The organism is Pseudogemmobacter bohemicus, assembly GCF_003290025.1.
Lineage (GTDB): Bacteria > Pseudomonadota > Alphaproteobacteria > Rhodobacterales > Rhodobacteraceae > Pseudogemmobacter > Pseudogemmobacter bohemicus.
In genome coordinates this window covers 390,055-417,033 of record NZ_QNHG01000002.1, presented here as the reverse complement: position 1 = coordinate 417,033, position 26,979 = coordinate 390,055, and the positions used below count along the sequence as shown (strand labels likewise).

General features: G+C 62.8%; 22 protein-coding genes and 4 pseudogenes. 7 read left to right on the top strand and 19 right to left on the bottom strand.

All coding sequences use genetic code 11. The annotated features are described in order from the left end of the window. Positions 1-76: 76 nt before the first annotated feature. Positions 77-262: pseudogene (locus tag DRF71_RS29410) on the top strand (hypothetical protein); the annotation flags it as partial. Positions 263-266: 4 nt separating this feature from the next. Here DRF71_RS29410 and DRF71_RS10045 read toward each other — a convergent pair. Further along, positions 267-560 carry a rhodanese-like domain-containing protein gene (locus tag DRF71_RS10045; RefSeq protein ID WP_112310429.1) on the bottom strand — a complete coding sequence of 98 codons (294 nt, stop codon included), beginning with the start codon at positions 558-560 and terminating at the stop codon, positions 267-269. Between the two features lie 669 nt (positions 561-1,229). On the opposite strand from DRF71_RS10045, the gene DRF71_RS10035 reads away from it, so the two are divergent. After that, positions 1,230-1,484: a hypothetical protein gene (locus DRF71_RS10035; RefSeq protein ID WP_232831431.1), complete on the top strand. Its 255-nt coding sequence runs from the start codon at positions 1,230-1,232 to the stop codon at positions 1,482-1,484. A 43-nt stretch (positions 1,485-1,527) separates the two neighbouring features. Here DRF71_RS10035 and DRF71_RS10030 read toward each other — a convergent pair whose 3' ends face one another. The 13 genes from DRF71_RS10030 to DRF71_RS09970 all read right to left on the bottom strand — a co-directional run bounded on the left by DRF71_RS10030 (position 1,528) and on the right by DRF71_RS09970 (position 13,691). After that, positions 1,528-2,193 carry a L,D-transpeptidase gene (locus DRF71_RS10030; RefSeq protein WP_112310427.1) on the bottom strand — a complete coding sequence of 222 codons (666 nt, stop codon included), beginning with the start codon at positions 2,191-2,193 and terminating at the stop codon, positions 1,528-1,530. A gap of 97 nt (positions 2,194-2,290) precedes the next feature. Beyond that, positions 2,291-2,890 (bottom strand): L,D-transpeptidase, encoded by a 600-nt coding sequence (locus DRF71_RS10025; RefSeq protein WP_112310426.1) that lies wholly within the window; start codon positions 2,888-2,890, stop codon positions 2,291-2,293. After that, the gene (locus tag DRF71_RS10020) at positions 2,890-3,432 is read right to left on the bottom strand and encodes a CAP domain-containing protein (RefSeq protein ID WP_112310425.1); all 543 of its coding nucleotides are present in this window, start codon (positions 3,430-3,432) and stop codon (positions 2,890-2,892) included. The genes DRF71_RS10025 and DRF71_RS10020 overlap by 1 nt, the downstream gene beginning before the upstream one ends. A 57-nt stretch (positions 3,433-3,489) precedes the next feature. Next, entirely contained in the window at positions 3,490-4,734 is a 1,245-nt protein-coding gene (locus DRF71_RS10015; protein ID WP_112310424.1) for a M23 family metallopeptidase, read from the bottom strand. Positions 4,735-4,750: 16 nt separating this feature from the next. Further along, positions 4,751-5,071: a hypothetical protein gene (locus DRF71_RS27380; protein WP_157971026.1), complete on the bottom strand. Its 321-nt coding sequence runs from the start codon at positions 5,069-5,071 to the stop codon at positions 4,751-4,753. Between the two features lie 84 nt (positions 5,072-5,155). Beyond that, a complete protein-coding gene (locus tag DRF71_RS27375; RefSeq protein WP_157971025.1) occupies positions 5,156-5,326 on the bottom strand; it encodes a hypothetical protein in 171 nt (56 codons plus the stop codon). Positions 5,327-5,715: 389 nt separating this feature from the next. Further along, on the bottom strand, positions 5,716-6,099 hold the full coding sequence (locus DRF71_RS10005) for a TFIIB-type zinc ribbon-containing protein (protein WP_112310422.1): 384 nt from the start codon (positions 6,097-6,099) through the stop codon (positions 5,716-5,718). A 115-nt stretch (positions 6,100-6,214) separates the two neighbouring features. After that, entirely contained in the window at positions 6,215-7,150 is a 936-nt protein-coding gene (locus DRF71_RS10000; protein WP_112310421.1) for a cation diffusion facilitator family transporter, read from the bottom strand. Positions 7,151-7,440: 290 nt separating this feature from the next. After that, complete coding sequence (cydX, locus tag DRF71_RS09990) at positions 7,441-7,557, bottom strand: cytochrome bd-I oxidase subunit CydX (RefSeq protein ID WP_112310419.1); 117 nt, start codon at positions 7,555-7,557, stop codon at positions 7,441-7,443. A gap of 18 nt (positions 7,558-7,575) precedes the next feature. Further along, positions 7,576-8,736 carry a cytochrome d ubiquinol oxidase subunit II gene (cydB, locus tag DRF71_RS09985; RefSeq protein ID WP_112310418.1) on the bottom strand — a complete coding sequence of 387 codons (1,161 nt, stop codon included), beginning with the start codon at positions 8,734-8,736 and terminating at the stop codon, positions 7,576-7,578. Positions 8,737-8,743: 7 nt separating this feature from the next. After that, positions 8,744-10,348, bottom strand: coding sequence for a cytochrome ubiquinol oxidase subunit I (locus tag DRF71_RS09980; protein WP_112310417.1), 1,605 nt, complete (start codon positions 10,346-10,348; stop codon positions 8,744-8,746). After that, positions 10,348-12,075 carry an amino acid ABC transporter ATP-binding/permease protein gene (locus tag DRF71_RS09975; protein ID WP_112310416.1) on the bottom strand — a complete coding sequence of 576 codons (1,728 nt, stop codon included), beginning with the start codon at positions 12,073-12,075 and terminating at the stop codon, positions 10,348-10,350. The genes DRF71_RS09980 and DRF71_RS09975 overlap by 1 nt, the downstream gene beginning before the upstream one ends. Beyond that, positions 12,072-13,691, bottom strand: coding sequence for an ABC transporter ATP-binding protein/permease (locus DRF71_RS09970; RefSeq protein ID WP_198672136.1), 1,620 nt, complete (start codon positions 13,689-13,691; stop codon positions 12,072-12,074). The genes DRF71_RS09975 and DRF71_RS09970 overlap by 4 nt, the downstream gene beginning before the upstream one ends. Before the next feature lie 521 nt (positions 13,692-14,212). Here DRF71_RS09970 and DRF71_RS09965 point away from each other — a divergent pair. Continuing rightward, on the top strand, positions 14,213-14,809 hold the full coding sequence (locus DRF71_RS09965) for a tyrosine-type recombinase/integrase (RefSeq protein ID WP_332872060.1): 597 nt from the start codon (positions 14,213-14,215) through the stop codon (positions 14,807-14,809). 193 nt (positions 14,810-15,002) lie between these two features. On the opposite strand, the pseudogene DRF71_RS09960 reads toward DRF71_RS09965, so the two are convergent. Then, a pseudogene (locus tag DRF71_RS09960) lies at positions 15,003-15,110 on the bottom strand (IS5/IS1182 family transposase); the annotation flags it as partial. A 25-nt stretch (positions 15,111-15,135) separates the two neighbouring features. On the opposite strand from DRF71_RS09960, the gene DRF71_RS09955 reads away from it, so the two are divergent. Continuing rightward, the gene (locus DRF71_RS09955) at positions 15,136-15,339 is read left to right on the top strand and encodes a hypothetical protein (RefSeq protein WP_112310413.1); all 204 of its coding nucleotides are present in this window, start codon (positions 15,136-15,138) and stop codon (positions 15,337-15,339) included. 385 nt (positions 15,340-15,724) lie between these two features. Here DRF71_RS09955 and DRF71_RS09950 read toward each other — a convergent pair whose 3' ends face one another. The 3 genes from DRF71_RS09950 to DRF71_RS09940 are packed head-to-tail and all read right to left on the bottom strand — an operon-like array spanning position 15,725 to position 21,499. Next, positions 15,725-17,545 (bottom strand): response regulator, encoded by a 1,821-nt coding sequence (locus DRF71_RS09950; RefSeq protein ID WP_112310412.1) that lies wholly within the window; start codon positions 17,543-17,545, stop codon positions 15,725-15,727. Then, entirely contained in the window at positions 17,535-18,398 is an 864-nt protein-coding gene (locus DRF71_RS09945) for a CheR family methyltransferase (RefSeq protein ID WP_112310411.1), read from the bottom strand. The genes DRF71_RS09950 and DRF71_RS09945 overlap by 11 nt, the downstream gene beginning before the upstream one ends. Further along, complete coding sequence (locus DRF71_RS09940) at positions 18,395-21,499, bottom strand: response regulator (RefSeq protein ID WP_112310410.1); 3,105 nt, start codon at positions 21,497-21,499, stop codon at positions 18,395-18,397. The genes DRF71_RS09945 and DRF71_RS09940 overlap by 4 nt, the downstream gene beginning before the upstream one ends. A gap of 258 nt (positions 21,500-21,757) precedes the next feature. On the opposite strand from DRF71_RS09940, the pseudogene DRF71_RS28565 reads away from it, so the two are divergent. The 3 genes and pseudogenes from DRF71_RS28565 to DRF71_RS28555 all read left to right on the top strand — a co-directional run. After that, a pseudogene (locus tag DRF71_RS28565) lies at positions 21,758-22,025 on the top strand (transposase); the annotation flags it as partial. A 98-nt stretch (positions 22,026-22,123) separates the two neighbouring features. Continuing rightward, positions 22,124-22,195: a hypothetical protein gene (locus DRF71_RS29405; RefSeq protein WP_408634536.1), complete on the top strand. Its 72-nt coding sequence runs from the start codon at positions 22,124-22,126 to the stop codon at positions 22,193-22,195. Positions 22,196-22,285: 90 nt separating this feature from the next. Further along, positions 22,286-22,804 (top strand): annotated as a pseudogene (locus DRF71_RS28555) (IS5/IS1182 family transposase); the annotation flags it as partial. A gap of 170 nt (positions 22,805-22,974) precedes the next feature. Here DRF71_RS28555 and DRF71_RS09930 read toward each other — a convergent pair. Continuing rightward, a complete protein-coding gene (locus DRF71_RS09930; protein WP_112310409.1) occupies positions 22,975-25,608 on the bottom strand; it encodes a Hint domain-containing protein in 2,634 nt (877 codons plus the stop codon). Positions 25,609-26,979 lie beyond the last annotated feature (1,371 nt).

Below are 26,979 nucleotides of genomic sequence, written 5' to 3'. Positions count from 1 at the left end.
TGATCCTTCTGCATCTGCGTCCAATGGACGAACATGACGCGGCTCACACAGGGGGGCGCGGCCCGCAACCCTTTCCGATCTGACAGATTCTCTGAACAACGATCAGGAACGCGAAATCATAGCCTGTTGCCAAGGCCCGTTCTGCGCGCTCGCCGCGCAGACGGTGAGGCATCTGCGCGGGATGGGATATGCGGCAAGACGCCTGGATGGCGGACTTCCGGAGTGGCGCGCCGGAGGCCGCTCCATCGCTGTGTCAGCATAGGGGCTCAGCCACCTTTTCCCCGCCAGGCTGCTGTGCCGCCCTCAAGCGCTATCCCGTCCGCCCGACCGAGTTCATGCAGCTTCTTCGCGGCCTCTTCGGACTTGCGACCGCCGAGGTTGCAAACGGCAACAGGCACCTTGTCGACCGGCAAATCCCGGATCCGCCCCTCCAGTTCGTCCAGCGGAATGTGAAGCGCGCCATCAACATGGCCTGCCTCAAACTCAGCCGAACTGCGCACATCGATGACAACGTAGCGATCACGATTTTCGGACAGGGCCTCTTGTGTGAGCTTCTTCATATTTGGATTCTTTCGTGTGTTCTTATGGTCTGTCAGTTTGGATTTTCGGCGTAATATCAGACATCAGCCGTTCCGTATTCCCGGTCAGGGCAGGCAGTTTGCCGGCCATCATGTTACAGAAGGCTTTCGCCATCTGGCTGATCGGGATCATGTCGTGACCGACAGGAACCGAACCCGGGGCATGTTGGCCTGAACACCGCAACACCGTCACCCTGCACCACAATCATTTTACTATTCAATTGACAAGTTGAATATTTCAGCCGCAAGACATGGACCCGCATGCTGCGCATCAGATGGTGCGGGCCTTAACGGCAGATGGCATGAGCTGGGGGCCCTGATGGGTACGTCCGGACTTTGGATGGGCCTGGGGCTTCTGCTGATCGCTCTCAGCGATGCCGCTATCGGTCAGACCGGAGCATCCGGGTATATCGCCGGCATGGCTCTGGCAGGCTTCGCTCCGGCGGCGAAGAAAGCGACTGCACTTGCACTCAATATTCTGGTCGCGGGGCGAGGAAACGAGGAAACCGTTCAAAAAAGCTTCAGCTGTCTGGCCTGGGTTCTTGTCTGGCCATGGGCACACCGGTATCAATCCCCGGAGCCTTGCGGTTACAGAGCGACCGGCGTGGATCAATCACCTTAGGGGTCTGATTTAATATGGGGACAAGAGCAATGTTACGGCTGACTACACTGGCGCTTATTGCGGGGCTGCTCAGCGGCTGTGTTGCGACAACTGGCGCAGAACCATCCTTGCCGCCTCTCTCCGAAGAAGTTCTGGCCCTGGTTGGACCAAATCAGGATCTGGCTAGCGCGCGCCTTGTGCCGGAAGATGGATGCTACTGGTATGAACATACCGGACCGGTCGAGACCACGCTGATCCCGCTGTTGTCGCAGCGCGGGCGCCCGATCTGTGTACAAAAGAGCTGAGTGACCTGCCCTCTCTGCTGGAGAGGGCAGACCAGTCGTATCATCAGCTGCGCGCCGTAATACGGTCTTCACCGGGGTAGAGCACCGCTGTCACCCCGGTCTCTACCTGCTCATACAGGCCGATGATATGCGCCATCACCATTCTGACACAGCCGGAACTTGCACGCGATCCGATCGAGCGCGGCAGAGGCGTGCCGTGGATCCGCAGATAGGTGTCGCGATCACCGACAAAGAGATAGAGCGCACGCGATCCGAGCGCATTTGACGGACCTGGCTCCACCCCGTCGGCGAACTTTCCGTAAACTTCGGGTTCGCGGGCAATCATATTCGCGGTTGGCGTCCAGTGAGGCCATTTGGCCTTGCGACGCACCGTATAGGTGCCGGGTTCGTAAAGATCGCCCCGCCCGATCGCGACGCCATAGCGCATCGCCATGCCATCATTCTGAATGTGATAGAGGTATCGGGCAACAGCATCGACATGTATGTCGCCGGGCTTCAGACCACTGTTCGCTTCGACAAGCCGCGGCAGAAATCGCGGGTTCAGACCCCAGGGGTTGGATGTTGCCGGATCATAGCCCGCTGGCGTCACCTCGGCGTCCCAGGCCGCCATCTGCGACTCGCCGGGGCTGGATTTCGCAAAGGCAGGCAGCGCAAGGGGCTGTGAGAAAAGCGCGGCGGTGGTTATGACAAAATGGCGTCTGGTCAGCATTTTTCCGGGTCTCATATAGGGAATGTTTTCATATTACCACCTGCACCATGGGGCAAGGCGCCTGAGTTCACGGGAAGGAATTAGTGCACGGGCAGGATTATAGCAGCCGGACCTGTGTTCCGATCTCCACCAGGTCAAACAGGCGCTCGATATATTCGTTATAGATGCCGACGCATCCGTTCGAGGCGGGCCGGCCGATCTTCTCGACCTTATCGATGCCATGAATGCGGTAATATTGCCAGCTCAGGTTCAGAGCGCGACTGCCCAGCGGATTGTTAGGGCCTGGACCCACTGATTGCGGCAGGCTTGGGTCACGCTTTCGCATATTGGGGGTCGGGATCCAGGTCGGATTGCGCCGCTTCAGGACGATTTCCGTATAGCCGCGGCGGGTCAGTTCCTCGCTCATCGGCACGGAAGAAGGATGTATGAGGTAGAGGCTCTCGTCCTCGGACCAGTAATGCAGGGCGCGCGATTCCAGATCGCACAGGATCGCACCCTTGCGCAGGTTCTGAAAATGGTCCTGCCAGCGCTGGCCGCGAAAGCTGGCGATGTTGTGCCGCTTCGCATCGGAAGGCGGTACAAAGGTAATATCCTGGGCCCGCAGCACGGCAGGTGCGGCAATCATGGCGATGGACGCAGCTCCGAGGCCAAAAAGCCCCCGACGGGTTACGGTATGGATCAAGGCTGTTCCTTTCATCAGTCGGCCACCACAAGCGTCCACCAAAGCTTGCCCGATATGTCCTGCCACAGGCCGAAACCGATACGGCGCGCGGCCGGATCAAGCAGGGTTTTCCGGGCCAGGTCGTTGCCCATCCATGTCGCGATGGCCTGAACTTCGGTCTCATAGGTTTCCGAAACCAGCTCGCCCAGAACGGTTCCCTGAAAGCCGGCACGGCGGGCGCGTTCCGGCGGTGAGCTGCCATCGGCTCCGAAATTCCAGGCACGCCCCTGGTCGGACATTGAACGCGAATGACCGTTCGCCGCCTGCTCCAGATAGGGGTCGGAGATCACGGCAGAGAGCCCCGAATCCTGCCGTGTATTGTTAAGCGTATCCAGCGCGCGCGCGCGGATCTGCGTAATGTTCTCGGCCGTTACCTGATACAGACCCTCGACTGCCGCGCCGCCCTCATCGAGTCGTGGCGGTGATGCAGGGCTGAAATTGGCACAGGCGGCAAGGCTCAGCATCGACAACAGGCCAAGCGCGGCGCCAGACGGGATCCGTGGAAGTATCAGAGGCATCGCTCACTCATTGCATCATATTGACAGGACAACACCCGCGACCCGGGCAGGCGTGTTTCAGCCATCGCGATCAGCTTGGTCAAAGCCGGTTCTGGCCCGCCCGGTTTCCAGCAAGGCCAGATCGGCGGGACTTGCGGTTTCCTGCTCGGGCATCACCTCATCCTGCATCGGATCGACGGGGCGGCCGTCGACGCGCACCTCGTAATGCAGGTTGGGCCCCGAAACGAGCCCGGTTGCCCCGACTGCCCCGATCTGATCCCCCGCGCTTACGCGTGATCCCTTGCGCAGGGCATCGCTTATCTTTGACAGATGGGCATAGCGTGTGATGACCCCGCCGCCATGATCAATATCGACCGTGGTGCCGTAACCGCGGATGGAGCCGGTAAAGACCACCCGGCCGGCTCCGGTCGCATTCACCGGCGTTCCGATGGGAGCGGCGAAATCTATGCCGGTATGCATCCGCTGTCCGCCCAGCACGGGATGTTTGCGATTGCCAAAAACGGAAGAGAGCCTGGCGCCCATGATCGGGGGCGCGCTGCGCTGCACGGCGGTGCCGTTCTCGAACAGGATGATCGGGCTGGCCGGGTCGGATGACACCAGCTCATATATATTCTCGCCGATTGTGAGGCGCGCATAGGACAGGCGCGGCTCGCCGGCGATTGTCCCGTCCGGCAGCGCATCTTCCTGCCAGACCAGCGCGAAGGTCTCGCCGCCTTTGATGTCGCGGCGAAAATCGACCTGACCCGCCATCAGCGCGACCAGGTCCACCGCAAAGCGCCCCGGCGCATTGCGCGCCAGCAGCGCATCATAAAGCGTGCCGTCGAGCACCAGCACCTCGTTGCGTTCGCGGGTGATCATCGTCGGGTCGATACGGTTGGCCTCGATACCGCCGGCAAAACTCAGCTCGATTTCGACACCGCCAGACACCTGCAGGCGCAGCGATGCCAGGCGGCCCGGATCCTCGCGTGAGATTTTCCAGTTCAGGACATCGCCCGGGCGCAGGTCGCCCAGATCATAGACATCTTCAAATGCCATCGCGATTTCTGCCCGAACCTCAGGACGGATGCCCAGCCGGGAGAGCACGCGGTCCAGCGATTCACCATGTTCGATCACTGTATCGCCCGTGAGCCCTGCCATCGCAGCAGCCCGGGGTTCCGCGATACTGCTCCCGGCATCGGCCACGCTGTCCGCCGCCATATCGGCAAGGGGCGAGGGCATCGGGCGCGTGGCAGGGATTTCCGCATTTGCGGCTGTCGTGGCAAGCGCAACAAGCGCAAGAATAGCGAATTGGGAACGAGGCATCTGGCAGGATGTCCTTTCAGGTCAGGATAGGCCGGATTTTCGGAACGGCGCATTGCGGGTCTTCACCGAAGCCCATGATGCTGGTGAAGGCCCCATCGGAGCGAAACAGGAAGCCGCAGGGGGCAATCGAAAGGAGCAGAGGCTGCACAAGCTCCTCGCCCCCACCCGGATCGTCCGGGACCTCTGCGCCCTTGCACTGCATGGTTGGGCGAATATCGGGACAATGGATGAAGCCGGAGAACCCGGATGGAATTTCCCTGGCTTCGCCCGCTGCATCCGGCCGCGCGAAGGCCGGACGGAACTCCGCCTGTTCTGTGAGCAGTCGCGCGGCGGGCAATACCGGCTCGCGGTATCATTGGCTGTAACGGCGCCGCCAGCGGCAACCAGCAGGAATGCCTGTGTCTTTCGCAACAACATCGGATCAGACCTCGAGAAAGCGCGCCATGACAATGCTGGCGATCATGGCAACAAGCCCGAGGGCAATAGCGCATGCCGCACCGTGTTGTGCCATGTCGGCAAGCGCTCCGCCCCGGCGATAAGCCAGAAAGGCGCCCCAAAGCCCGCCTGCAATGAATGCGAATACAGCTATCATTCCGGTGTCCGTCTCCGTTTCTCAGGGACAGCGCCTACAACCTCAAGCCACCTGAGGTTCAAGATGCCTCATCCCCTGCTCACGGTATTGTCAGACGTGCTGTATCCGCAAAAATTACTCTGTCAGCCGCAGCTTGCCAGCGCCGGAAACCGGTCTGAGGATTTCCGTGGCCAGGGCTTCGAAACGTGCAATCCTCAGGGGTCAGCCGTCCGGGAAGAAGGTCGGCAGACCGTGACACCCGGTGTCCCGATCGCGGCGCGGCGGGGTGCGGGAGGAACCTGTTCAGATCGGGCACGACTGCCGCGCAGTCCCTGGATTTGGCCTCACGGGCCTGGCGGTCGATGGCGCGCAGAGCCTCTGGCAACCGGAGATCCAGGCCATGACCGGCCTCAGTCGAACAGCCGCCGCAGGAAAGAACCACTGTGGTCGCGCCGGTCCTTGCCATGCCGGTCGCGCCCACGATCCGAGTCGTGGCTGTCCGACCTGTAGTCGCGATCGTCGTCATAATCATCCTGATACCGGGTGCCCTGATTCCGGACCTGCGCGCGCTGATCGTCGCGCAGCGGCCCTGCCTGCCGGGGGGCAGGCGCTTCGGCCGTGCTGCGTTCGATGATCTTGTCCAGCTCGCCCCGGTCCAGCCAGACACCCCGGCATTGCGGGCAATAGTCGATCTCGATGCCCTGACGGTCAGACATCACCAGATCGACCCGGCAATGCGGACAGAGCAGGCCGCCGGTGCGGCGAGCGGGTTCGGCTGCAAAAACAGGGTCCATGTTGCACCTCGTGTAGAATCAATACCCGGGCTGCGGGCATGGCCCTTCTGCACCCTGTAGTCACTACAGGTTCAAATCCCGATTGCGTGAACAATGGTCACGGATGTGTCAGGGATCACAGCCCCTGTCCACGCCAGAGCGCACCGGGCGGGTCGACCTGAACCGTCACATGGTCGATGTCATGGCGCGCCTTCAGCCAGTTGGCAACCAGGGCGGGCAGCACCAGCGGATCAGCCCCGGGAGAGGGTGTCACATGCACCGTGGCCACTACGGTTTCATCCGTCAGGGTCCAGGCGTGGAAATGCCCGGCCTCGGCCACTTCGGGCAGTTCGTCTGCCAGTTTCGCCTCGGCCACGCGTGCATCGAAGCCGCGCGGCACCGCCTGCAACAGAACCCGCAACGAGTCGCGCACCAGCCCCCAGGCCGAGCGCACCACCAGAACCGAGACCAGCACCGACAAGAGCGGGTCGAGTATCGCCCAGCCTGTCAGCATGATGCCAATGGCGGCAGCAATCGCGCCCACCGAACCCAGCAGATCACCCATCACATGCAGCATCGCGCCGCGCAGGTTGCTGTCGCTCTTGCGCCCGCGCGACAGGATCCAGACGCCTCCAAGGTTCACGAGGAGGCCGATGGTCGCCACGATCAGCATCGGCCAGGCCATGACCTCGACCGGCGCATTGAAACGCTGGATCGCCTCCCATGTGATCCATGCCACCAGCAGCAGCAGCGACGCGCCATTGGCCAGCGCCGCCAGCACCCGCACCCGGTGAAAGCCGTAGGTGCGTGTGCCATCCGCCGGTCGCCGCGCCACGCGATAGGCGATCAGCGCCAGCAGAAGTGCCGCCGCATCTGACACCATATGGCCGGAATCCGCGATAAGCGCGAGCGAGCCGGAAATCCAGCCGCCCACCGCTTGTATGGCTGCGTAAGATGCGGTGAAGATGAAGACAAAGCGGATGCGTCTCTCGTTGTCGGCCGTCACGACCTCGGCGTGGTCATGGCCGTCATCCGGGCCATGGGCCGCGTGATCCGATCCGGAGGTGCTCATCTTAATTCTCCTGCGCCGCATCAGCGGGTTGGCTGCTGAAGAATCATCCTATGACACCTCTGGCAACTATAGGTACAAGGGAAAACTTCGCATGCGCAATTTGCTGACCCGGAAGCGGCCAGAGCAGTCTGGCCTGGTGGCGCAACCGCCCGAACAGCTCACCGTCATTGTCAGCACCGTGTAAAATGGCGGAGCCGGTCGTGTTTCAGGGAAGCAGGGGGATACCCCAGGAAAGCCGGTCGCTGCCCGCGAACCGCGAGCAGCGCCTTACCCCGCATGAGGGTCTGGTCTCAGTCTTCCGATGCGCCGGAATGGCGACGGTCCTCGCTCATTTCAAACCACATCGCATTGATGACTGCGAACATCGCTGCCACCGGCAGCCCGAGCATCCAGGCGAAATACCACATTTCAGAGTTCCTTCCGGGTCAATAGGCATTGGGATTTTTTGTCAGCTCGTCCGCGCCGACCTTGCCCCAGAGCACCCGGTATACCCAGGCGGTATAGGCCAGAATGATCGGCATGAAGATCAGCGTGGCGCCCAGCATGATGAACAGGGTCTGGTGCGACGACGAGGCATTCCAGACGGTCAGCGAGGATTTCGGATCCAGCGACGACGGCAGGATGAAGGGAAACATCGTCAGCCCGACGGTTGAGATCACGCCGAGAATACCCAGTTTCGAGGCGAGGAGCGACCAGCCGCCGGCCCCGCGTGACAGACCGAATGCGGCCAAGGCGATACCGATCACCCCCAGCACCGGCGCAACCGCGATCCAGGGCCGGATCTGATAGGCCGCAAGCCAGGACCCGCCCCGTGCCATCGCAGTCAGATGCGGGTTGGACGGGCCTGCGGGATCAACCACTCCAACATAGTGATAGGCCGGAATGCCGAAGGCCAGCCAGAGCCCGGCCGCCAGGAACCCGAGGATCGCAATCCCCCCGGTCACGACCCCGATCCGGCGCGCCCGGACCGCGACCATGCCTTCCGCCTTGAACGAAAGCCAGGCCGCGCCATGGGTGATCAGCATGGTCAGGCTGACAATACCAACCAGCAGCGCAAACGGATTGAGCAGCGCGAGCAGCTTCATCAGCGCATTGCCGGGGTAAAGCGGCACCATCATCTCTGTCAGCTGGAAAGGCACCCCCTGAAGCGCATTTCCGACCGCGATCCCGAAGGTCAGCGCCGGAACCGCGCCGCCGATGAACAGCGCCCAGTCCCAGCGGGTCCGCCATTTCGGATCCTCTTTCTTGTTGCGGTATTTGAACCCGACGGGCCGCAGGATCAGGGCCGCCAGGATCAGGAACATCGCAAGATAGAACCCCGAAAAGCTGACCGCATAAAGCGGTGGCCAGGCGGCGAAGATCGCGCCGCCGCCAAGGATCAGCCAGACCTGGTTGCCCTCCCAGACCGGGCCGATTGTATTGATGGCAATGCGCCGCTCGACATCGGTGCGGGCCGCAAAGGGCAACAGCGCGCCAACCCCCATGTCAAAGCCATCGGTCATCGCAAAGCCGATCAGGAGGAACCCCATCAGCCCCCACCAGATCAGACGCAGCATCTCATAGCTGATAAATTCATGCAGGATCATGCTCGGGTCACTCCGCAGGCTTGATATCGGTGGCAAGCACGCCGGAAAGGCGGGCCTGATGCGCTTTGTTCCAGGCGTCGGTTTCTTCCGCATCCTGCACCGGACCTTTGCGGATCGCGGCCAGCATCAGCCGGACCTCGATCACCAGAAGCACCGTGTAAAGCGTGACAAAGCCCGCCAGCGTGATCAGCAGATCGGCAACCGACAGGCGGCTGGCCGACAGGAAGGTCGGAAGCAGACCGTCCACCGTCCAGGGCTGGCGCCCGAACTCGGCCACGAACCAGCCGGCCTCGATGGCGATCCAGGGAACCGGGATCATCAGGACGGCGCCGCGCAGGACCCAGTTGGGATAGCGCCCCTGGCGGAAATTGGTGCGCCAGAACATATAGGCCAGGAAGCCGAGCATCAGGAACCCCGCGCCGACCATGATGCGGAAGGACCAGAACAGCGGCCAGACCGTCGGGATCGTATCTGCGGCGGCCTGGGCGATCTGGGCCTCGGTGGCGTCGCGCGGATCCTCGACATAGCGCATCAGCAGCATGCCGTAGCCCAGGTTGCCGCCGTTCGCCTCGAAGGTTTCGCGCACCCCGGGCGGGGTGTCCGCGCGCTGAGTGCGAATGGTCTGGAGGGCGTCCCAGGCGATGATGCCGGAGCGGACACGCTCTTCCGACTCCTTCACCAGATCTTCGATACCGGCAATTTCCTCGGTCAGGGACCGCGTGCCGATCAGCCCCATGACATAGGGAACATGCACCGCATAGCGCGTCTCGCGCGCCTCCTGGTCGGGCAGACCGAAAAGCGTGAAGGATGCGGGGGCTGCCTGCGTTTCCCACATGCCCTCCATCGCGGCCAGCTTCATGCGTTGCGCATGGGTGGTCTCGTAGCCGCTTTCATCCCCCAGAACGATCACCGCCATGACAGAGGCCAGACCGAAGGAACAGGCGACCGTGATCGACCGCCGCGCCAGTTCGGTGTGGCGCCCCTTGATCAGGAACCAGCTCGAAACCCCGATGACGAAGATCGAGGCCGCGACATAGCCCGCGCTGACGGTATGGACGAATTTCGCCTGGGCGACCGGGTTGAAGATGACCTCGAAGAAGCTCTCGATCTCCATCCGCATCGTATCGGGGTTGAACACCGCGCCGACCGGGTTCTGCATCCAGCCATTGGCGATCAGGATCCACAGCGCCGAGAAATTGCTGCCGATCGCCACGCACCAGGCCACGATGCAATGGGCGCGGGCCGAAAGCCGGTCCCAGCCGAAGAACCAGAGGCCCACAAAGGTCGCCTCAAGGAAAAAGGCCATCAGCCCTTCCAGCGCCAGCGGAGCCCCGAACACATCGCCGACATAGACACTGTAATAGCTCCAGTTCATGCCGAACTGGAATTCCATCGTGATCCCGGTGGCGACGCCCAGCACGAAGTTGATGCCGAAAAGCGTGCCCCAGAATTTCGTCATCTGCCGCCAGACGGGGCGGCGGGTCATAACATAGACCGTCTCCATGATCGCCACGAGCAGCGACAGGCCAAGGGTCAGCGGCACGAAGATGAAGTGATACATGGCCGTCACGGCAAATTGCAGTCGTGACAGGTCAACGACGTCAAATTCCATCAGGAGCCTCCTTTCTGAGGGGGGCGGTGCCCCGGAGTGTGATGTGGGGAAGGGGTTGGCGCGGCTGGTGGCATCTGACTGTCACGGTCAGCCGGTGGCAGTTGCAGGCGCCGGTCGGCGCCGGCCAGATCGCTTTCGCGATGCGAGACGAGAATGATCCCCGACCGGGGCAGACAGGCGCGCAGCCCCTGCAGGACAGCCGCCGCATTGGCCGGGTCCAGCCCCTCGGTCGGTTCGTCGATCAGAAGGATGTCCGGCTGCCGCAACAGCGCGCGCGCCAGCGCCAGACGCCGGGTCTCACCGCCGGAAAGGCCGGCACCACGCTCGCCCAATTGCCGCCCGAGCCCTTCGGGCGTTGTGAGAAAATGCGACAGGGCCACAGCCTGCATCACCGCCGCAAGTGCCGCGTCATCGGCCTGCGGATCGGCAATGCGGAGATTGTCGGCCAGCGATCCGGCGATCAGCGCGGGCCGCTGCGGCACCAGCGTCAGCCGGGCGCGCAGATCGGATTCGGGCCATTGGCACAGATCGCGGCCCAGAAGGGTGATCTCGCCCGGCTTTGACGCGGCTGCTCCTGCCAGCATGCCCAGAAGGGTGGATTTCCCCGCGCCCGATGGCGCATGGATCGCCAGGGTCTCACCAGGGTCCAGCGTGAAATCCAGGGCTGCGCTCAGCTCCCTGCCGCTGTCATGGGCGCGCACCACAAGCTTGCTGACCGTCAGCAGGACTGCGCCAGGGCGAAGGGGTGCTGGCATCACCGCCGGTGCTGGCCGGGCATCCGGGACCCGCCGCGCCAGATTGCGGGCCGCCAGTTCGATCCGCCCGCGCTCGGACCAGCCACGCCACAACAGCCGAAGGCATTCGGTCAGGGCAAGATTGATCAGGATCACCGTCAGCAGCAGCGCCGGCGAAAGGCTGCCCCCCAGGGCCAGGGTTGCGGCAATCGCCATGCCCGGCGTGAGATGCATCACCACCCCGGCCAGACGACCCGTCAGATCCTGGCCGCCGCGCGCCTTGGTTGCGCGGGTGATCGCCGCCTTTGTCTGATCAAGACCCTGCGGCAGCAGCCCCTGCATCAGCAGATCCCCGCGCAGCGCCAAAAGCCCGGCTGAACGCGCGCGGATCGCCTGCAGCGCCGCCTCTTCCCGGCGGGCATGGGCGCGCTGTCCAGGCCCCGCCAGCCGTGCCAGACACAGGATCCCCGTCGCCCAGATGGCCGCCAGCGCCCCGGCAAGCGCCCCCCCCCCGATGATCCAGATCACCCCCAGCCCGACCAGCAGCGACAGCGCCGCCGCAATCGTCGGGAAGACAAGACGGATCAGCACCCCCTCAAGCGCCTCGACATCGGCGGTCAGCCGGTTGAGCATCTGCGCCGAATGACGCCGCGCCAGCGTATGAAGCGGCACAGCGGAAAGATCACGGAACAGCCGCAGCCGCAGCCGTTCCAATGCCCGCAGCGTGGCATCATGCCCCAGCAGCCGCTCGCCATAGCGCGAGGCGGCGCGGATCAGCGTCAGCGTTCGGATGCCACCCGAGGGGCGCAGGAAGTCGAAGACAAGGCCAAGCCCGGCCGCACCCGCCATCGCGGATGCGGCGATGAACCATCCCGAGAGGCCCAGAAGCGCTGCCCCCGCAAGCGGCACCAGCGCCGCCAGAACGGCCGCGCGCCGCAGATGCCGGCCATTGCCTTCGTTCAGTTCCCGGATGACGGCGGCAAGATGTCTCATGCGGCCGCCCTCCCGGGGTGTAGCGCGATGACGTGATCCATCGCCTCGATCAGCCCTGCGTCATGTGTCGCGATCAGCAGCGCGCTGCCCGAGCCGCGCAGCGCCAGCAGCGCCCCGGTAATCTCTTGCGCAGAGGTCGCATCCAGATCCGCGGTCGGCTCATCCGCCAGCAGAAGCGCCGGGGGCGCAAGCAGCGCGCGGGCGATCATCAGCCGGCGCGCCTCGCCGCCCGAGACACCGCCGCCGGTCTCGCCAAGGCGGGTGCCAAGGCCCTGCGGCAGCGCGGCCAGGACATGACCGGCGCGGGCGCGATGCAGCGCCTCGATCAGGGCGTCGTCGGTGGCCTCCGGCGCGGCAAGGCGCAGCCAGCGGCGCAGGCTCATCGCCGGAAAGCGCGGCTGCTGCGGCAGCCAGCCGGTCGCGCCGCGCAGACCCGCGACCGTCGCGTCCGAAAGCCCGACATCGCCAAAGCGGATGGTGCCGGACAGTGCCGGGCGCAGCCCCGCTAGCGTGGCCAGCAATGTGGTCTTGCCGATCCCGCTTGGCCCGGTGACCGCCGTGGCCGTCCGGGGCAACAGGCATCCGTCCGGCACAGCAATCGCGGCACCCTGTCCGGGCGAAATCACCAGACCCTGCCAGCGCAGCGGCAAGGGCCTGTCGCTGCGGGCGGCGGGGACTGCGCCCTCGCCCAGGATGCGCGGCCCGTCCTGCGCCAGCGCGGCCCGCGCCTCGTCCAGCACCGCCAGAGCCGCCGCCCGATCATGCCAGGACGCTGCCAGATCCCGCATCGGCTGATAGAAATCCGGCACGATCAAAAGGACAAAGATCGCCCCGAAGGCGCTGATCTGTCCGCCCCACCCGCCCCAGGACACCAGCCCGAGGAGCGAGACCCCCATCTGCACCGCGACCAGCGCCACCCCGAGCGAAGCCATCAGTTCCAGCACCGTCGAGGACAGGAAGGCGAGGCGCAGAACCTTCATCACCCGCGCGCGCAGATCAGCGGCACGGGTTTCCAGATCGGCTCCGGCCTGCCCCACGGCGCCCAGAAACCTCAGGTCGGCAAGGGCTGCGATGCGGTCGATCAGCAGCCGGTTCAGCGCCCCCGCTTCGACCAGATGATCGCGCGAGGCCGCCTGCGCCGCATAGCCGATCAGCATCATGAAGACCGGAATCAGCGGCCCGGTGACCGCCAGAGCCAGCGCTGCCGTCCAGCTCTGGCTCGCGACCAGCGCCAGGATCACCACCGGGACGATCCTGGCACGGCCCATGGCGGGCAGGAACTTCTCCAGCCAGGGGCGCAGCATGGCCGCCTTCTCGCCCATCAGGGCCGCCTGCGCGGCCGCATCCTCGCCCGGTCCCGCAGGTGAACGCCAGACCGCCGAATCCAGCAGTTGCAACCGCAGATCAGCGATGGTCCTCGCCGCCTCGACCTGCGCCGCCGCCTCGGCCCGCCAGTCGAGGCCCGCCCGCAGCCCGCTGAGCAGGATGAACAGCAGCGCCGCATACCAGGCCGGCACCTCGCCCGCGATCAGATCCGAAATGGTCCAGGCGATCAGCGCCGCCTGCACCGGCCAGACAATCACAGACGAAACCGAAAGCCTTGTGGCTTTCCGCATTGTCAGAGATCCCTTCAGCCTTGCCGGGTCACGGCTTTTATCCCGGTTCGATCGGTCGGATTTCACAAGACCATCCGCATTGTTCGCCAGTGCGGTCATATCAACAATGACCTCACACAGATTCTATCGCACCAGATCGGCCAACGCGTAAAATTTAGCGATTGGGCATTATGTCTCTGACAATTGGCCGCAGCGTGCAGCGTTCAAATTATCGCGACTTCTTATCTCTTGGTGATGGCTGATCTGCACGTCTGTATGCCGCCCCGATCCGACCGGACCCGCAGATCGTCGGGCTTTACATCACCGCCTGTGCGTCCGGCGCGACGTCGATCGGGGGGCGCAAGAACGCGGTCCCGACCATCGAGCGCCGGCTCTCGGCGCTGACCTGGGCCTATACCCAACGCGGCCTGACGCTGGACCGGCGCGACCGCCATATCGCCACCGTCCTCGCAGGGATCCGCAACAGCCATGCCGCCCCGCCCAGGCAGAAGGAGGCGATCCTGCCCGGGGATCTCATGGCCATGCTGGAGACCTGCGACCGCAGCACCCTGCGCGGGTTGCGCGACCGCGCCATGTTGCTGATCGGCTTTGCCGGGGGCCTCAGGCGCTCGGAGATCACCGGCCTCGATGCGGGCCGCGACCAGACAGAGGACGGGCGCGGCTGGATCGAACTGCTGCCGGGCGGGCTGCTGGTCACGCTTCGCGGCAAAACCGGCTGGCGCGAGGTCGAGATCGGACGCGGCTCCTCGCCCGCCACCTGCCCGCTCGACGCGCTGGAGCTTTGGCTGAGATTCGCGCGCATCAGCCAGGGGCCGCTGTTTCGCCGCATCACCGGCGGCGGGAAGGAACCAGGGCCGCTCCGCCTCAATGACCGCGAGGTGGCCAGACTGGTCAAACGCGCCGCCCGGGCGGCAGGGCTGCGCGGCGACCTGCCCGAGGGCGACCGCCCTGCCCTCTTCTCCGGCCACAGCCTCCGCGCCGGCCTCGCCTCATCGGCCGAAGTCGATGAGCGCCATGTCCAGAAACAACTCGGCCATGCAAGCGCAGAAATGACCCGACGCTATCAGCGCAGACGCGACAGGTTCAGGGTCAACCTCACCAGGGCGGCGGGGTTGTAGCCCTTTGCAGCGGCGATCATCGCGATTGCGCTGTCGGGGCCGGCGGTGCCGCTGTCAGGCCGAACAGAGCTGCACGCGCTGGACCCGCTGGACCCGCGGGTTCTGCTGCCTGATCTTTCGCCCTCGGCGGTCCCGGACCCGCGCAGCCTTTCCGATCTGCAGGTCGCGGCAGCGGGGCTGGGGTCTTCGGCTTCCCCTTTTTCACCCGCAGGCTGGAGGCCCTGCGATGCGCTTTCAGACAGGTTGCATCAGTCACGATCGTCTGTCCGTCGGCAGCCTCAGCCGCCAGGCCATGCAGCATTCGGAGGAGCTCCCCCATCTGCGGCATGGGTGATTTCGACAACCTGCGCGACCTCGTGGCCATAAAGCAATTCTGTGGCCGCATTGCCGTCGAATTCAGCACGACGGGCGATGACGAGATGGTCGCCGCGCCTCAGGTGGGAATCCGGGAAGATGGCGTCTTTCCTCCGGGCCGGTTTCCCGGCCTCTATGCCGGGCGCCGATGCGACGGAAGAGGGCGCTGGCATTGATCTGGACCTTGATGAGGATGATCTGAATGTGACCCTTTCTGACGAGCCTGCGTCCCCCGATCATGGCAGCGGCGCCCCCCTCTCCGACAGCCATCTCGCCGCTGAGGGGGCGCCCCCGGGGCCGGCCTCCGCGCCTTTGATGATGGGATGCTGCTTCGCGGGCCCGGCCCCGCAGCGGCGAAATCACAGGTCAGGGCTGCGCGCCAGAAACCGGAGGAAGTCAGTAGTGGCGCCGGGAGCTATATTGCGTCTCTGGGAGACCCCAATCGGTAAGAGGTTGAAAATGCATTGAATCCTGCAAGAACCAGGGATCAGCGCTGGCAGCCGGCATCAATCTCTGTATGGGCTGCCGGGATCAGCGCGTTTGGTGAAGCACCGGTTCGGATCAGCCCGTCACCGGCGTCCATTTGCCTGATTGCAACTCCAGCATGACTTGCAGCAGTTTGTCCTGCTCCACCGGTTTGGTCAAAAGCGGCGCGTCCTGAAAATCGCGCGGCAGCTGTTCGCGGCTGTAACCGCTGATGAAGCAAAACGGCACACCACGCAGCCGCAATGTATGGGCGACCACATCCACCGGCGCGCCGCGCAGATTGCCATCCAGCAGCGCCATGTCGATATCCAGCGTGCGCGCCGCGACCATCGCCTCATCAAGGCTGGCCGCGACCTTCACCACCTTCGCGCCGGCATCTTCGATCACATCGGACAGCTCCATCGCGATCAGCGGCTCATCCTCGACCAGCAGCACCCGGCTGTCTCGGATCCCGTCGCGCGGTGTCGTGGCGGGGTTGTCGGCTTTTGCCTCTGGGCCGCGCGCCGCCCCTTCGCGGGTGAAGCCGGAATGGATCAGGATACGCCAGACCACGCCGCTTTGCCGCCAGTCGACCTCGACAAGGCCATCGCCGACGCCATTGCGGATCAGATCCGAACCAAAACCGCGCCTTGTGGGCGCGGTGACGGCGGGGCCGCCGGCCTCCTGCCAGGTCACGTTCAGCCCTTCGGCACCGATACTCCAGGACAGCGCCACCCGCCCCGAGGGCTGCGACAGCGCGCCATATTTTGCCGCATTGGTCCCCAGCTCATGCAGGATCAGTGCAAGGCGCAGCGTCACTTCGGGCGAGAGCGCAACCTCCGGGCCGCTGACATCAATGCAATCGCGGTCGAGCGTTCCTGCCTCGATCTGATCCCGGACCAGCTGCCCCAGCGAGGCCTTCGACCATGTGACATCCGAAAGGATGGAATGCGCCCGTGCCAGGGCCTGGAGACGACCGGAAAAGCGCTGATTGAACTCCGGCAGGGTCGAGGATGTCCGCAGCGTCTGCCGCATGATCGCCTGCACATTGGCGAGCGTGTTCTTGATCCGGTGGTTCAGCTCCCCCACCAGAAGGGCGCGGACCTTTTCGGCCTGATGGCGCTCGGTCGTCTCCAGCACCTGGAGCGACAGCGAATGGCTGCCGGTGGCCGGGTCGATCACCACAGAGCCATGGATTTCGCAATTGATCTCACCATTCGCGCCGGTGGCCACCACCTCGGCGCTGTGCCGCGCGACCGTGCCGGCGCTGGCGATCCAGTCCCGGAACTGCGCGAGCGTCTCCGCCTGGAAACAACCGGCGCGGCCCAGATCCCGGCCCAGAAGCCGATCCGCAGCAATACCGAATATCCGTTCGGCACCGCCCGACCAGCCACGCAGCACGAGGCGCGCATCGCATTCGATCAGCCCGAGCGGCGAATTGTCAGCATGGGCGCGCAAAGCGGCGATGGCAAGATCGCGCGCCCGCGCGCTTTCGCGCAGCTCGTCGCGCTGGCGTTCGAGGTTGATGGTCTGCTGCGCAAGCCGGTAGAAAACCTCGGCCTTGGAGCACAGGATGATCGGGTCGATCGGCTTGTAGATATAGTCGATCCCGCCGGCCTCATAGCCCTGGAAATGGCGGATCTCGTTATGGTCGGCGGCGGTTACGAAGATGATCGGGATCTCGCGGGTCCGCTCGGTGCCGCGCATCAGCTCGGCAAGTTCATAGCCATTGGTAACGGGCATCTGCACATCGACAAAGGCGAGGTGGAAATTGTAGCGCAGCATCAGCTCCAGCGCCTCGGAAGCAGAGCGCGCCTTGTGGATCTCCAGCCCGTCGCGCTGCAAGAGCGTCTCCAGCGCGAGCAGGTTCTCGGGGATATCGTCGACCAGCAGGAAGCGGATGGCTTTATGAGGCATGTTCTAACTTTTCGATATTCGTGCGGCGCCAGAGCCGTTCACCCTCGTCATGGGCGCTGAAGGCCGCTTTCATGCAGGAGAACCGCAGGGTTTCATGCGAGCCGAGACCCAGAAAACCGCCACGCACAAGTGAATCCGCGAAAAGCCCCAGAACCCTGTTCTGTAGCGTTTCATCGAAATAGATCAATACGTTGCGGCATGAGATCAGATGCATCTCGGAGAAGACCTGATCCGTCGCGAGGTCATGTTCGGAAAACAGCGTGCGCTGGCGGAGCTGGCGGTGAAAGGCCGCCGCGCCATAGGCGGCGGTATAATAGTCGGAAAGCGTGGTCTTGCCGCCCGCAGCGCGGTAATTCTCGCTGAATCTCGGGATGCGGGCGGTCTCATAGATGCCGGCCGAGGCCTTGGCGAGTGCGCGGCGGTTGATTTCGGTCGCATAGAACATCGTGCGCTCCAGCAAACCTTCTTCGGCAAAAAGAATGGCCAGCGAATAGAGCTCTTCGCCATTGGCGCAGCCCGGCACCCAGACCTTGAGCGAAGGGAAGGTGCGCAGATGCGGGATCACCTTCTGGCGCAGTGCGAGATAATAGCCAGGATCGCGGAAGAGGTCGCTGACCTGGACCGTCATCGCGTCGATGATGTCATGGAGCAGATCCGGCTCGCGCAGCACCCTGCCCTGCATCGCGGAAATGCTGTCACAGCCGAGCCGCGTCCGCGCCACCTCCACCCGCCGCATCAAAGACGAGCGGGCGTAAGAGCTGAAATCGTAATGATAGCGCCGCCGCAACGCGTCCAGAAACAGGTCCGTCTCGATATCGCTGATCCTGTCGCTGGCGGAAACCGGGACCGTCATTTCGGCATCCAGACCCGGATCAGCGACAAAAGCTTGTCCACGTCGAGCGGTTTGGCAAGGTAATCATTCGCCCCGGCGGCAAGGCATTTGGCCTGATCATCCGCCATGGCTTTCGCCGTCAGCATGATGATCGGCAAAGCGCGCCAGTCCGGAATGCGCCTGATCTCTTTCGTCGCGGTCAGCCCGTCCATCTCGGGCATCATCACATCCATCAGCACCAGATCGACCGGCGGCTCGCCCCCGTTGCTCACCCGGCCCAGCATATCCAGCGCCTCGCGGCCGTTGCGGGCGATGCGGACATCAACGCCGTGCGGCTCCAGCACGCCGGTCAGGGCGTAGATGTTGCGGACATCATCCTCGACCACCAGGATCCTGCGCCCGTCCAGTTCCGCATCGCGATTCAGCGAGGCCGCCAGCATGTCGCGCTGGCGCTGCGGCAGATCCGAGACCACCTGGTGGAGAAACAGCGTAACCTCATCAATCAGCCGTTCGGGCGATTTCGCGCCCTTGACGATGATGGATTGCGAATAGCGGCGCAAACGCTGCTCTTCGGCATCGGTCAGGGCGCGGGCGGTATAGACGATCACCGGCGGGAAAGATGCTGTCTCATCCTGGCCGAGCTGTTCGAGAAGGTCGAAACCGGTCCCGTCGGGCAGGTTCATATCCAAAACGATACAGTCGAATGTCTTGTTGCGGCACGCCGTCAGGGCGGCGGCTGTGGTGGCTGCCCCGGTGACTTCGACAGCGTCTGATCCCAGCAGCGCCTTGATCCCCGAAAGCTGCGCAGGGTCATCCTCGACCACCAAGAGGCGGCGGATATGGGTATTGGCCTGGGCCTCGATACTGTCGAGCGCCTCGACAAGGGATTCGCGCGCAACCGGCTTCATCAGGTAGTTCACCGCGCCCTTCGCCATCGCATCGCGGGTGTGATCGGCGGCGGAGACGACATGAACCGGGATATGCCGCGTCGCGGGCGCACGTTTCAGCCGGTCCAGCACGGTCAGGCCGGAATGATCCGGCAGACCCATATCAAGGATCACGCCCTGGGGCAGATGGGTCTGTGCGGCGCGCACCGCCTCATCGGCGCTGGCGACCACGATCGCGCGGAACCCCCGCTCATGCGCGAGGTCAAAAAGGATGCGGGCGAAGGCCGGATCATCCTCGACAATCAGCAGACGGTGCTCGTCGTCGCCCAAAGCGTCGCGATCATCGCTCAGGGAGGTGGTCAGGGCCGGGCTGCGCTCCGGCACGGGCGTTGGCGGCTGCGGGCGTTGGGCGGCAAGGCCGGGCCCCGGAACTGCGGGGCTGGCCTGGCTGACCCCTTTTAGCACATCCGGCAGGGTCAGAGAGAAGGTGCTGCCCTCACCCGGGCTGCTCTCCAGCGTGATCTGCCCCTCCAGCAGCCCGGCGAGATCGCGCGAGATCGCAAGGCCAAGCCCGGTGCCGCCAAAACGGCGCGAGATCGAACCATCCGCCTGGCGGAACGCCTCGAACACCGCCTTGTGCTGTCCGGGGTCGATGCCGATCCCGGTATCCTTCACCCGGAAACACACCCCCTCACCCTCACGCGTCAGCGAAAGCGTGACCGAGCCGTGATCGGTGAATTTCAGCGCATTGCCGACGAAATTGCGCAAAATCTGTTCGACCCGCGCGGGATCGGTGACGATCCCCGGAATATCCCCGGCAATCTCTGTCTCAAGCGTGAGGCCCTTTTCCTGTGCCGCGAAGGTGAAGGCGCGCGAAATGCGCCGGACAATGTCGCGCGGGTCGCTGGGCTCTGGTGCGATCTCAACCTTGCCCGCCTCGATCCGGGCGAGATCCAGGATGTCATTGATCAGCCGCAGCAGATCCTTGCCCGAGCTTTCCACCGTTTCAGCCCAGCGGACCTGTTCGCCCGTCAGATTGCCGCCACGGTTCTCGCTCAGGAGTCGCGCCATGATCAGAAGCGCGTTCAGCGGTGTCCGCAGCTCATGCGACATATTGGCGACGAATTCGGATTTGTAGCGGCTTTCGCGCGCCAGCTCCTCGGCCTGTTCCGCCAGTTTCTGCCCCGATTTGGCAAGAGCGTCGCGCTGTTCTTCCAGTTCGGAGGTCTGCTGTTCAAGCTGGGCATTCTGCTCTTCCAGCGCCGCCTGCTGGTCGCGCATCAGCGCCTCGCTGCGTTTGAGCGCCTCGGCCTGCTCCTCCAGCTCGGCATTGGTATCCGAGAGCCGCTCGGAATGGCTGCGCAACTCCTCGGATTGCTGGCGGGTTTCATCCAGCAATAGCTGCACCTCTTCCCGGTAATGCGCCGAGCGCAGCTCGACCCCGACCTTGTCGCCGAGGCTGGCGATCAGTTCGCGCACGGTATCGGTCGGCTCACGGTCAAGACCGATCTCCATCACGCCGTTCACCGTGCCATTCTCGCGCGTTGGCACGATCACGGAACAGGCGGTGCGGCCATGCATCAGGCCCGAACCCCAGTCAAGTGCCGCCTCACCCGCCGCCACCAGCACCACGGTTTCGTCTTCCCGAAGCGCCCGGCGCAGATGGCCGGCCTCACGACCGGGCTGTCCCGCATGCAGCGCCTCGGGCGTGTTGACTGTGCCCCAGGACGCGACCGGGATCAGGCTGTCCTGCTGCTTTTCCCACAGGACCGCTGCCCGCGCCTCAAGCGTCCCGGCAATCAGCCGCAGAACCTTCTCACCGATCTGCGTCCGGCTCAGATCGCCCTCAAGCTCTTTCGCCAGCCGCATTTCGATATTCTTGCGCCAGTCTTCGGCCGCGATACGCAGGCGGTTTCGCACCATAAAAGTCCCGGCAACCGCGAGGAATATCAGCGCTGTGGCGGCAAGGCCCCGGTTCGACAACGCGATTTCAACATTGACCTCCCGCGGATCCAGCAAATAGCCGAGGATCAGCAGCACGATACCGACAACCGCGATCACCGATGGCAACCAGATGAACCGCAGGGAGAAGCTGATCGTCAGCGCCAGCAGATAGCCCAGCCAGACCGCATGGCCGAGTGGGATGTTCAGATCCGCGATGAAGCAGATCGCGATAATCATCACGATGGCGACGAGGCCAAAAACCGTACGCTGGCCGTTTTGGTCAGTCTTCATCCTGTACTCCTCCCCGTATCGGAGCCAACTGCCGGCTCAGAGGAACCCCCGCAGGAGGTTGGTCACGTCATGGTTTACATGACTATTCCTTAGCGGGTTCATAATAACACGCGATCACCTTGGGGGAGTAAGCCGATATACCGCAAAAAGCCAGCCCTGGCATAGGGTCAGGATCCCTTGATTGTGATCTTGTCCGATGATTCAGATGAGCCCGGAAGGCCCTGCTGATGAGCCCTCTTCTGGCTGACGGAGGCGCAGATGGCTCGGCCTGAGCCGTTTCCCCCAAGGAGCCGTGACCGCCCCTGTATCGGTGATCGTCGCGGTCTCAGCAGCATAATATTCAGCAATCGTAATGGCTTTTTCTGGCGCGACGGCCCCGCGAATACGGCACACCGAAGACACTTTGCAACCGATGGAAGCGCTGGAGCCGGATGGGGTGCTCCCCCGAATGCTGCACGACCCGGCGGCTGAGTCTGCCGACGGGCAGACGATTATGATTGATGCAACCTGTCTGAAAGCGCATCGCATCGTGGTCCTCGGCCCTGACGCGCCGGAGGCGGAGCTGGCCGCGAGCTTCCGCGTCGCTGCCGCTATCCGCTGGTGCGCGGCTTTGCCGTCGGCCGGATGATCTTCGGCCCGGTCGCGCAGGACTGGCTGGCGGGGCGCGGCACCGATGGGCCGCTGTCGCAGAGATGAAACACCGCTACGCGGTCCGGATGGCGGTTCGTCGCGCCGGGTGACCATGGGTTGCGCCGGGCGCTGAGAATCCTGGAAGCACGGGCTCCGATCCGCGCCCATCATCATGCGGCAGGCGCAAAAAGGGGACTGCCGATAAGAGGCTCCTGGCCGTTCGAGAGGTGGGTTCCCGACCCGCATCCGCATCCGCGTCAACGGCACAGGCCCCCCGATGAGAACCGGGATCACCCCGGGCAGGAGTCCGACCGCACCGGCTATGATCTGGTGATGGCGGACAACTGCCACAGCCAGCCGTTCTCGTGACCGAAAGCGGCTATCGCTCTGATAAAATTCGGGAAACATCGAGATCCGCAACGCCCTGCCCTTGCGTCGGGAAAACAATCCACCGGACAGGTTTCAGAACCTCCTCACCCGATGCAAGAGAACCGAAAAGGGCGCAAGCCTGTAGACATGACCATCTGAACCTTGCGCGAATTGGTCGAGTGCTGCCTCAACACGTCGCAGAACAGCCGCCGGCCGGAAACCCGCTGCGACAGAACCGCAGACAGTTTCCCCGGCTTCGCAGGCATCGCCTGCATCAGGCTCTTGCTCCGCCATTTGTCACCATGACCTGGGGTTCTTGCCAGGCTCAGCTCTGCGGGTCCTCAGACCCGCGCATGAAGCACTGGCGGGCAGGTCCTCGACCTTTGATCGCTGTATTTTTGCCCGGATAGTCCGGGGGGCCGTGGTGCGCCCATTCCAAAGAAAGGATCGCGCCAAATAGCCGTGGGACCAAACACCTAAACCATATGGGCACTTACTGAAGTTGCAGGTACTTCTACAAGTCTGGACGCCTTGCGCAGATTGCGCCTTGTCAGCTCGCGACCCTCGCGGCCAGTCAGAAGACGACGTGCCGGTATCGGTTCACTGACGCATTCCGGGCGCTCAAGGTTGGGAAAAATCTGGAATATCTCGCGCCGCGCCTCCGGGCTGAGGGATTTCAGGGCTTCTTTCCCCGTGTAGAGGGACTCCGTCTGCGCCCCATTTGACCAGACGATCTCGTGACCGTCGAACAGGAAATGCCAGTATTCCACCCGCTCCATGTCATGGGCGATTGCGATACCGGGCAGGCCGACGAGATGTTTTGCAGCCACCAGCGCTGTCATCTCCCCCGAGATGTTTCTGACCAGCCGCGAGTTGACCAGAATGCGGTGCTGCGGCGAGACAACCAGATCCTGCACAGGGTTGTCCGGGCCAAGCGCATGCGCGCGGATGCGGATGGGCAGAAGGTTCGGATACCGGGCCAGATCCCCGGCAGTAAGTGCTCGTGATCCAATCCAGGAAAACGGCCGGTATCCGCTGTCGACAGTCAGCACCAGATGCTGGCCAACACGAAGATCTTCGACGGCCACCTCCCCCAGCGAGGTTTTGATCATCGTGCCCCGGGTAAAGCAGGTAACGCCGGTGGTATCTGCGCTTAGCTGGCCGGCTGCAACGGCGACACCACCGTTCTGGATCTGGAGACCGCCGACCTGCTGAAGGATGCCATCAGCCTGATCCGCCCGCATCCAGGCCAGTGGGTTGCCATAGGTATTGCCGGGGTTAGCGGCGTTCCAGGCGGCAAGTGTGGTCTCGTTGTAATAGGCCGAGAGGTCGACGAAATCGTTGTTCGTATTGTCGCCATCATCGATGCTGCCGGTATTGCCGGCGCCGAAATCGGTGATCAGGTCGCCACCCGTGTCGATGATAAAGACATCATTGCCAGTGCCCCCGGTCAGCGTATCGGCGCCGCTGCCTCCGGTCAGGCGGTCATTGCCGTCACCGCCGTCCAGACTGTCACCATCCGCACCGCCCGAGAGGATATCATCGCCCTGGCCGCCATAAAGACTGTCGGTCCCGTCACCCCCGATCAGGCTGTCATTCCCGAGATTGCCATGCAGGATATCGGCGCCTGCTCCACCGCTCAGGGTGTCGGTGCCATCAGAACCATGGAGCAGATCATCGCCCTGCCCGCCCTCGATATAGTTCGTCTCGCCAGAGCCGGTGCCGGCGTAGATCGTATCATTGCCGATGCCGCCATTGATGGAGTCATCGCCGTCACCGCCATAGATCAGATCGGCACCCGAGCCACCGTCGATGGTATCATTGCCCTGGCCACCAAGGATCCTGTCATCATCATCGCCGCCCGACAGCACGTCATTGCCATCGCCGCCGTCGATGGTGTCATTGCCGGTGCCACCGTCGATCAGATCCTGGCCGGTGCCACCCTGAATGTTGTCATTGCCGCCACCACCAGACAAAATGTCATCGCCGATACCGCCGTCGATGGCCTCATTGCCGCTGCCGCCGATGACCGAGTCATTCCCTGCACCCAGCACATAGCTGGAATTCGCCGTATTGGATCCGGCATTGATCGTGTCATTGCCGCCGCCGGTGGTGATCGCCTCGATCTCGGAGAAGCCCGCGGTGCCGCCGGTCGAAGAGCTCAGGCTCCCGGCCTCGACACCGCTATAGTTGACAGTGATATTGCCGCTGACACCGCTGGTATCAATCCTGTCGAGATCGGTGCCGCCCTCGCCGCCGACGATCGTATCGGTGCCGAAATTCGCCCCTGTGATCAGGAAAGTGTCGGCATCGTTGCCGCCATTCAGCAGGTCATTGCCCGCACCGCCATTGATCGTATCATTGCCGGTGCCGCCGTCGAGAGTATCGTTCCCATCGCCGCCGAACAGACTTTCATTGCCGCCGCCGCCATAGGCGAGGTCATTGCCCAGCCCGGCATAGACCACATCATTGCCCCCACCAGCGTCAATCCGGTCATCATTCCAGCCCGTGCCAGCCGAGGTCACACCGTCACCACCGTCAATGACATCTGAACCGCGTCCCACAGGCTCGACAGTGCCCGGCCCGATCGTGTCATTGCCGTCCGTGCCCTGCACCCAGCCATCGTCCCAGCCCACCATGGGCCTGTCCAGGGCTAAGCTCCCTACACTGGAGAGGACAGAGTCGATGTTCAACGACACAATCGGCTTGGCAATATGCGCAGCATTTGCCGAAAGCGAGGGAGCCAGGAACAATTGTCCGGTCGTTGATTGCACCAGAATACCCGTTGTCGTGGCGGTGGTGCCATCGGCGTAGGTCAGCGTGATATTATAGGTTGCAATGGCATCATGTGTCAGGGTGCCGGTGGTGCCGCCGTAAGTCGTCAAAAAGGTCTGCCCGGTATTCTGATTCAGAAAGCTGCCGGTGCCGTTCATAGTGGTCGAAGTAATATTGTTATAAAGCGGGTTTCCTGCCGTACCGAAGGTCTGCCCGTTCAGGGCCGCAGCATTTTCAGCACTGGTATCGCCGGTCTCGTTGATATCTATGTAAATCGTAGCACCGAGAGTATTCGTGGGAACACCAAGGTAGATCCAGTTGAATGTCGTCGGCATCTGTCCGTAACTCCTGATCTGTCTTCAAGCACCCACAACCGGCCACACATGCCGTGCTCAGACTGGATGACTCAGTTTATAATTCCGGGCCTGAGTCATAAATTCTGTAGCATTACCTATGTGCTTCACTGTTATTTCCGGGGCGGGGACTTGGTTTTGCCATGGATCTGACAGTCTTAAGGGCGAATAAAGCGCGAACGAATTATGGCCAACAGGTCATAGAGTGGCCTTTATTAAGACTGGATTTAACGCAGAGACCAGGCAATCTGCGATATCATAAGATTGATTTATGAATCATAAATCTGTCCATCACGCCGCTCAATGCAACCGGCACAGGATTGTACCGGTTTCTTCGGATATCTTGCCCCGTAATTTAATGGCTTCGTCCGTGATTACAGCTTTGATCAGAGGGAAGACTCCCTTTCTCCGCAGGCGAAGGCAGTCAGGCGTGCGGCATTGCAACAGGTGCAGATGGGCTCTGATGATTGCGAAACACTGAAGCAACATACTGATATAATTAAGTTACTTTTTCACCAGTTTACGCACAGAAACTGATCCGGGCATCCCGGAAGCAGATACGACTGACACCCCGAGGCGAAAATGATCCGCACCCATCTTACAGACGGATTGGTTGATGGCTGACAATCACTCGTTAAAACTAACAGCTGATGTCGATGGCCCCGAACATCTCCGACGTCTTCACGTCACGTCATCCGCCATCTCTGAAACCCTGCGGGCCTCAGCATTTCCCTTATCGCGCAATCACGCGTCACGCTATCTGATACTTCAATCCAGATAAAACCTCGCGCCCTGCGCCTGCTCTGCCCGGGCAGGAATCGCTCCAGGATATTTTTAATATTTTGAAACATTGGACTCGATTTTCACGGATTATGCGCCCGAATTATGTCCCCTTTGTGGCGATGTTCGTCAGAAAAAAGCCTTAAATGACGGGCGATTCACACGGTGAAGCGACTTAGGTAGTTATTCGTAATTTACCGATCCGAATCTATGGCGCAAATTTAATGCATTGAATGATCGGGCGAGCCTGAGAAATCCCGGTCAGTTCCATGAGTGAGTCGCCCGCTCGGGGGCAGTGCATTACCCGTAAATCGGATCAGGACGACGTTGGTTCAGTTCTCAACCTGTTACAGACGCATCGCCAAGCTTCAACTCCCTGACTTAGAAAGTGGTCCTATGGAATGGGTTGAATCCAGAATGGTTTCTGTCGCAAGTGCCTTCTTGTCCGGTGGCATTGATGCCGAAGGAATGATTGCAGTGCCGGGGGGGAAGACCCGTCTGTGCGATCTTCGTCCCGGCGATCTGGTATCCATGCGTGATGGTGCTGCCAGGACCCTGACAGCGCTTCATCCT

Bases quoted from the DNA above. Each gene is read 5' to 3' on its own strand.
- DRF71_RS10045 (WP_112310429.1), bottom strand. From the start codon at position 560: ATGAAGAAGCTCACACAAGAGGCCCTGTCCGAAAATCGTGATCGCTAC.
- DRF71_RS10035 (WP_232831431.1), top strand. From the start codon at position 1,230: ATGTTACGGCTGACTACACTGGCGCTTATTGCGGGGCTGCTCAGCGGC.
- DRF71_RS10030 (WP_112310427.1), bottom strand. From the start codon at position 2,193: ATGCTGACCAGACGCCATTTTGTCATAACCACCGCCGCGCTTTTCTCA.
- DRF71_RS10025 (WP_112310426.1), bottom strand. From the start codon at position 2,890: ATGAAAGGAACAGCCTTGATCCATACCGTAACCCGTCGGGGGCTTTTT.
- DRF71_RS10020 (WP_112310425.1), bottom strand. From the start codon at position 3,432: ATGCCTCTGATACTTCCACGGATCCCGTCTGGCGCCGCGCTTGGCCTG.
- DRF71_RS10015 (WP_112310424.1), bottom strand. From the start codon at position 4,734: ATGCCTCGTTCCCAATTCGCTATTCTTGCGCTTGTTGCGCTTGCCACG.
- DRF71_RS27375 (WP_157971025.1), bottom strand. From the start codon at position 5,326: ATGATAGCTGTATTCGCATTCATTGCAGGCGGGCTTTGGGGCGCCTTT.
- DRF71_RS10005 (WP_112310422.1), bottom strand. From the start codon at position 6,099: ATGGACCCTGTTTTTGCAGCCGAACCCGCTCGCCGCACCGGCGGCCTG.
- DRF71_RS10000 (WP_112310421.1), bottom strand. From the start codon at position 7,150: ATGAGCACCTCCGGATCGGATCACGCGGCCCATGGCCCGGATGACGGC.
- cydX (WP_112310419.1), bottom strand. From the start codon at position 7,557: ATGTGGTATTTCGCCTGGATGCTCGGGCTGCCGGTGGCAGCGATGTTC.
- cydB (WP_112310418.1), bottom strand. From the start codon at position 8,736: ATGATCCTGCATGAATTTATCAGCTATGAGATGCTGCGTCTGATCTGG.
- DRF71_RS09980 (WP_112310417.1), bottom strand. From the start codon at position 10,348: ATGGAATTTGACGTCGTTGACCTGTCACGACTGCAATTTGCCGTGACG.
- DRF71_RS09975 (WP_112310416.1), bottom strand. From the start codon at position 12,075: ATGAGACATCTTGCCGCCGTCATCCGGGAACTGAACGAAGGCAATGGC.
- DRF71_RS09970 (WP_198672136.1), bottom strand. From the start codon at position 13,691: ATGCGGAAAGCCACAAGGCTTTCGGTTTCGTCTGTGATTGTCTGGCCG.
- DRF71_RS09965 (WP_332872060.1), top strand. From the start codon at position 14,213: ATGCTGGAGACCTGCGACCGCAGCACCCTGCGCGGGTTGCGCGACCGC.
- DRF71_RS09955 (WP_112310413.1), top strand. From the start codon at position 15,136: ATGGGTGATTTCGACAACCTGCGCGACCTCGTGGCCATAAAGCAATTC.
- DRF71_RS09950 (WP_112310412.1), bottom strand. From the start codon at position 17,545: ATGCCTCATAAAGCCATCCGCTTCCTGCTGGTCGACGATATCCCCGAG.
- DRF71_RS09945 (WP_112310411.1), bottom strand. From the start codon at position 18,398: ATGACGGTCCCGGTTTCCGCCAGCGACAGGATCAGCGATATCGAGACG.
- DRF71_RS09940 (WP_112310410.1), bottom strand. From the start codon at position 21,499: ATGAAGACTGACCAAAACGGCCAGCGTACGGTTTTTGGCCTCGTCGCC.
- DRF71_RS09930 (WP_112310409.1), bottom strand. From the start codon at position 25,608: ATGCCGACGACATTCAACTGGATCTACCTTGGTGTTCCCACGAATACT.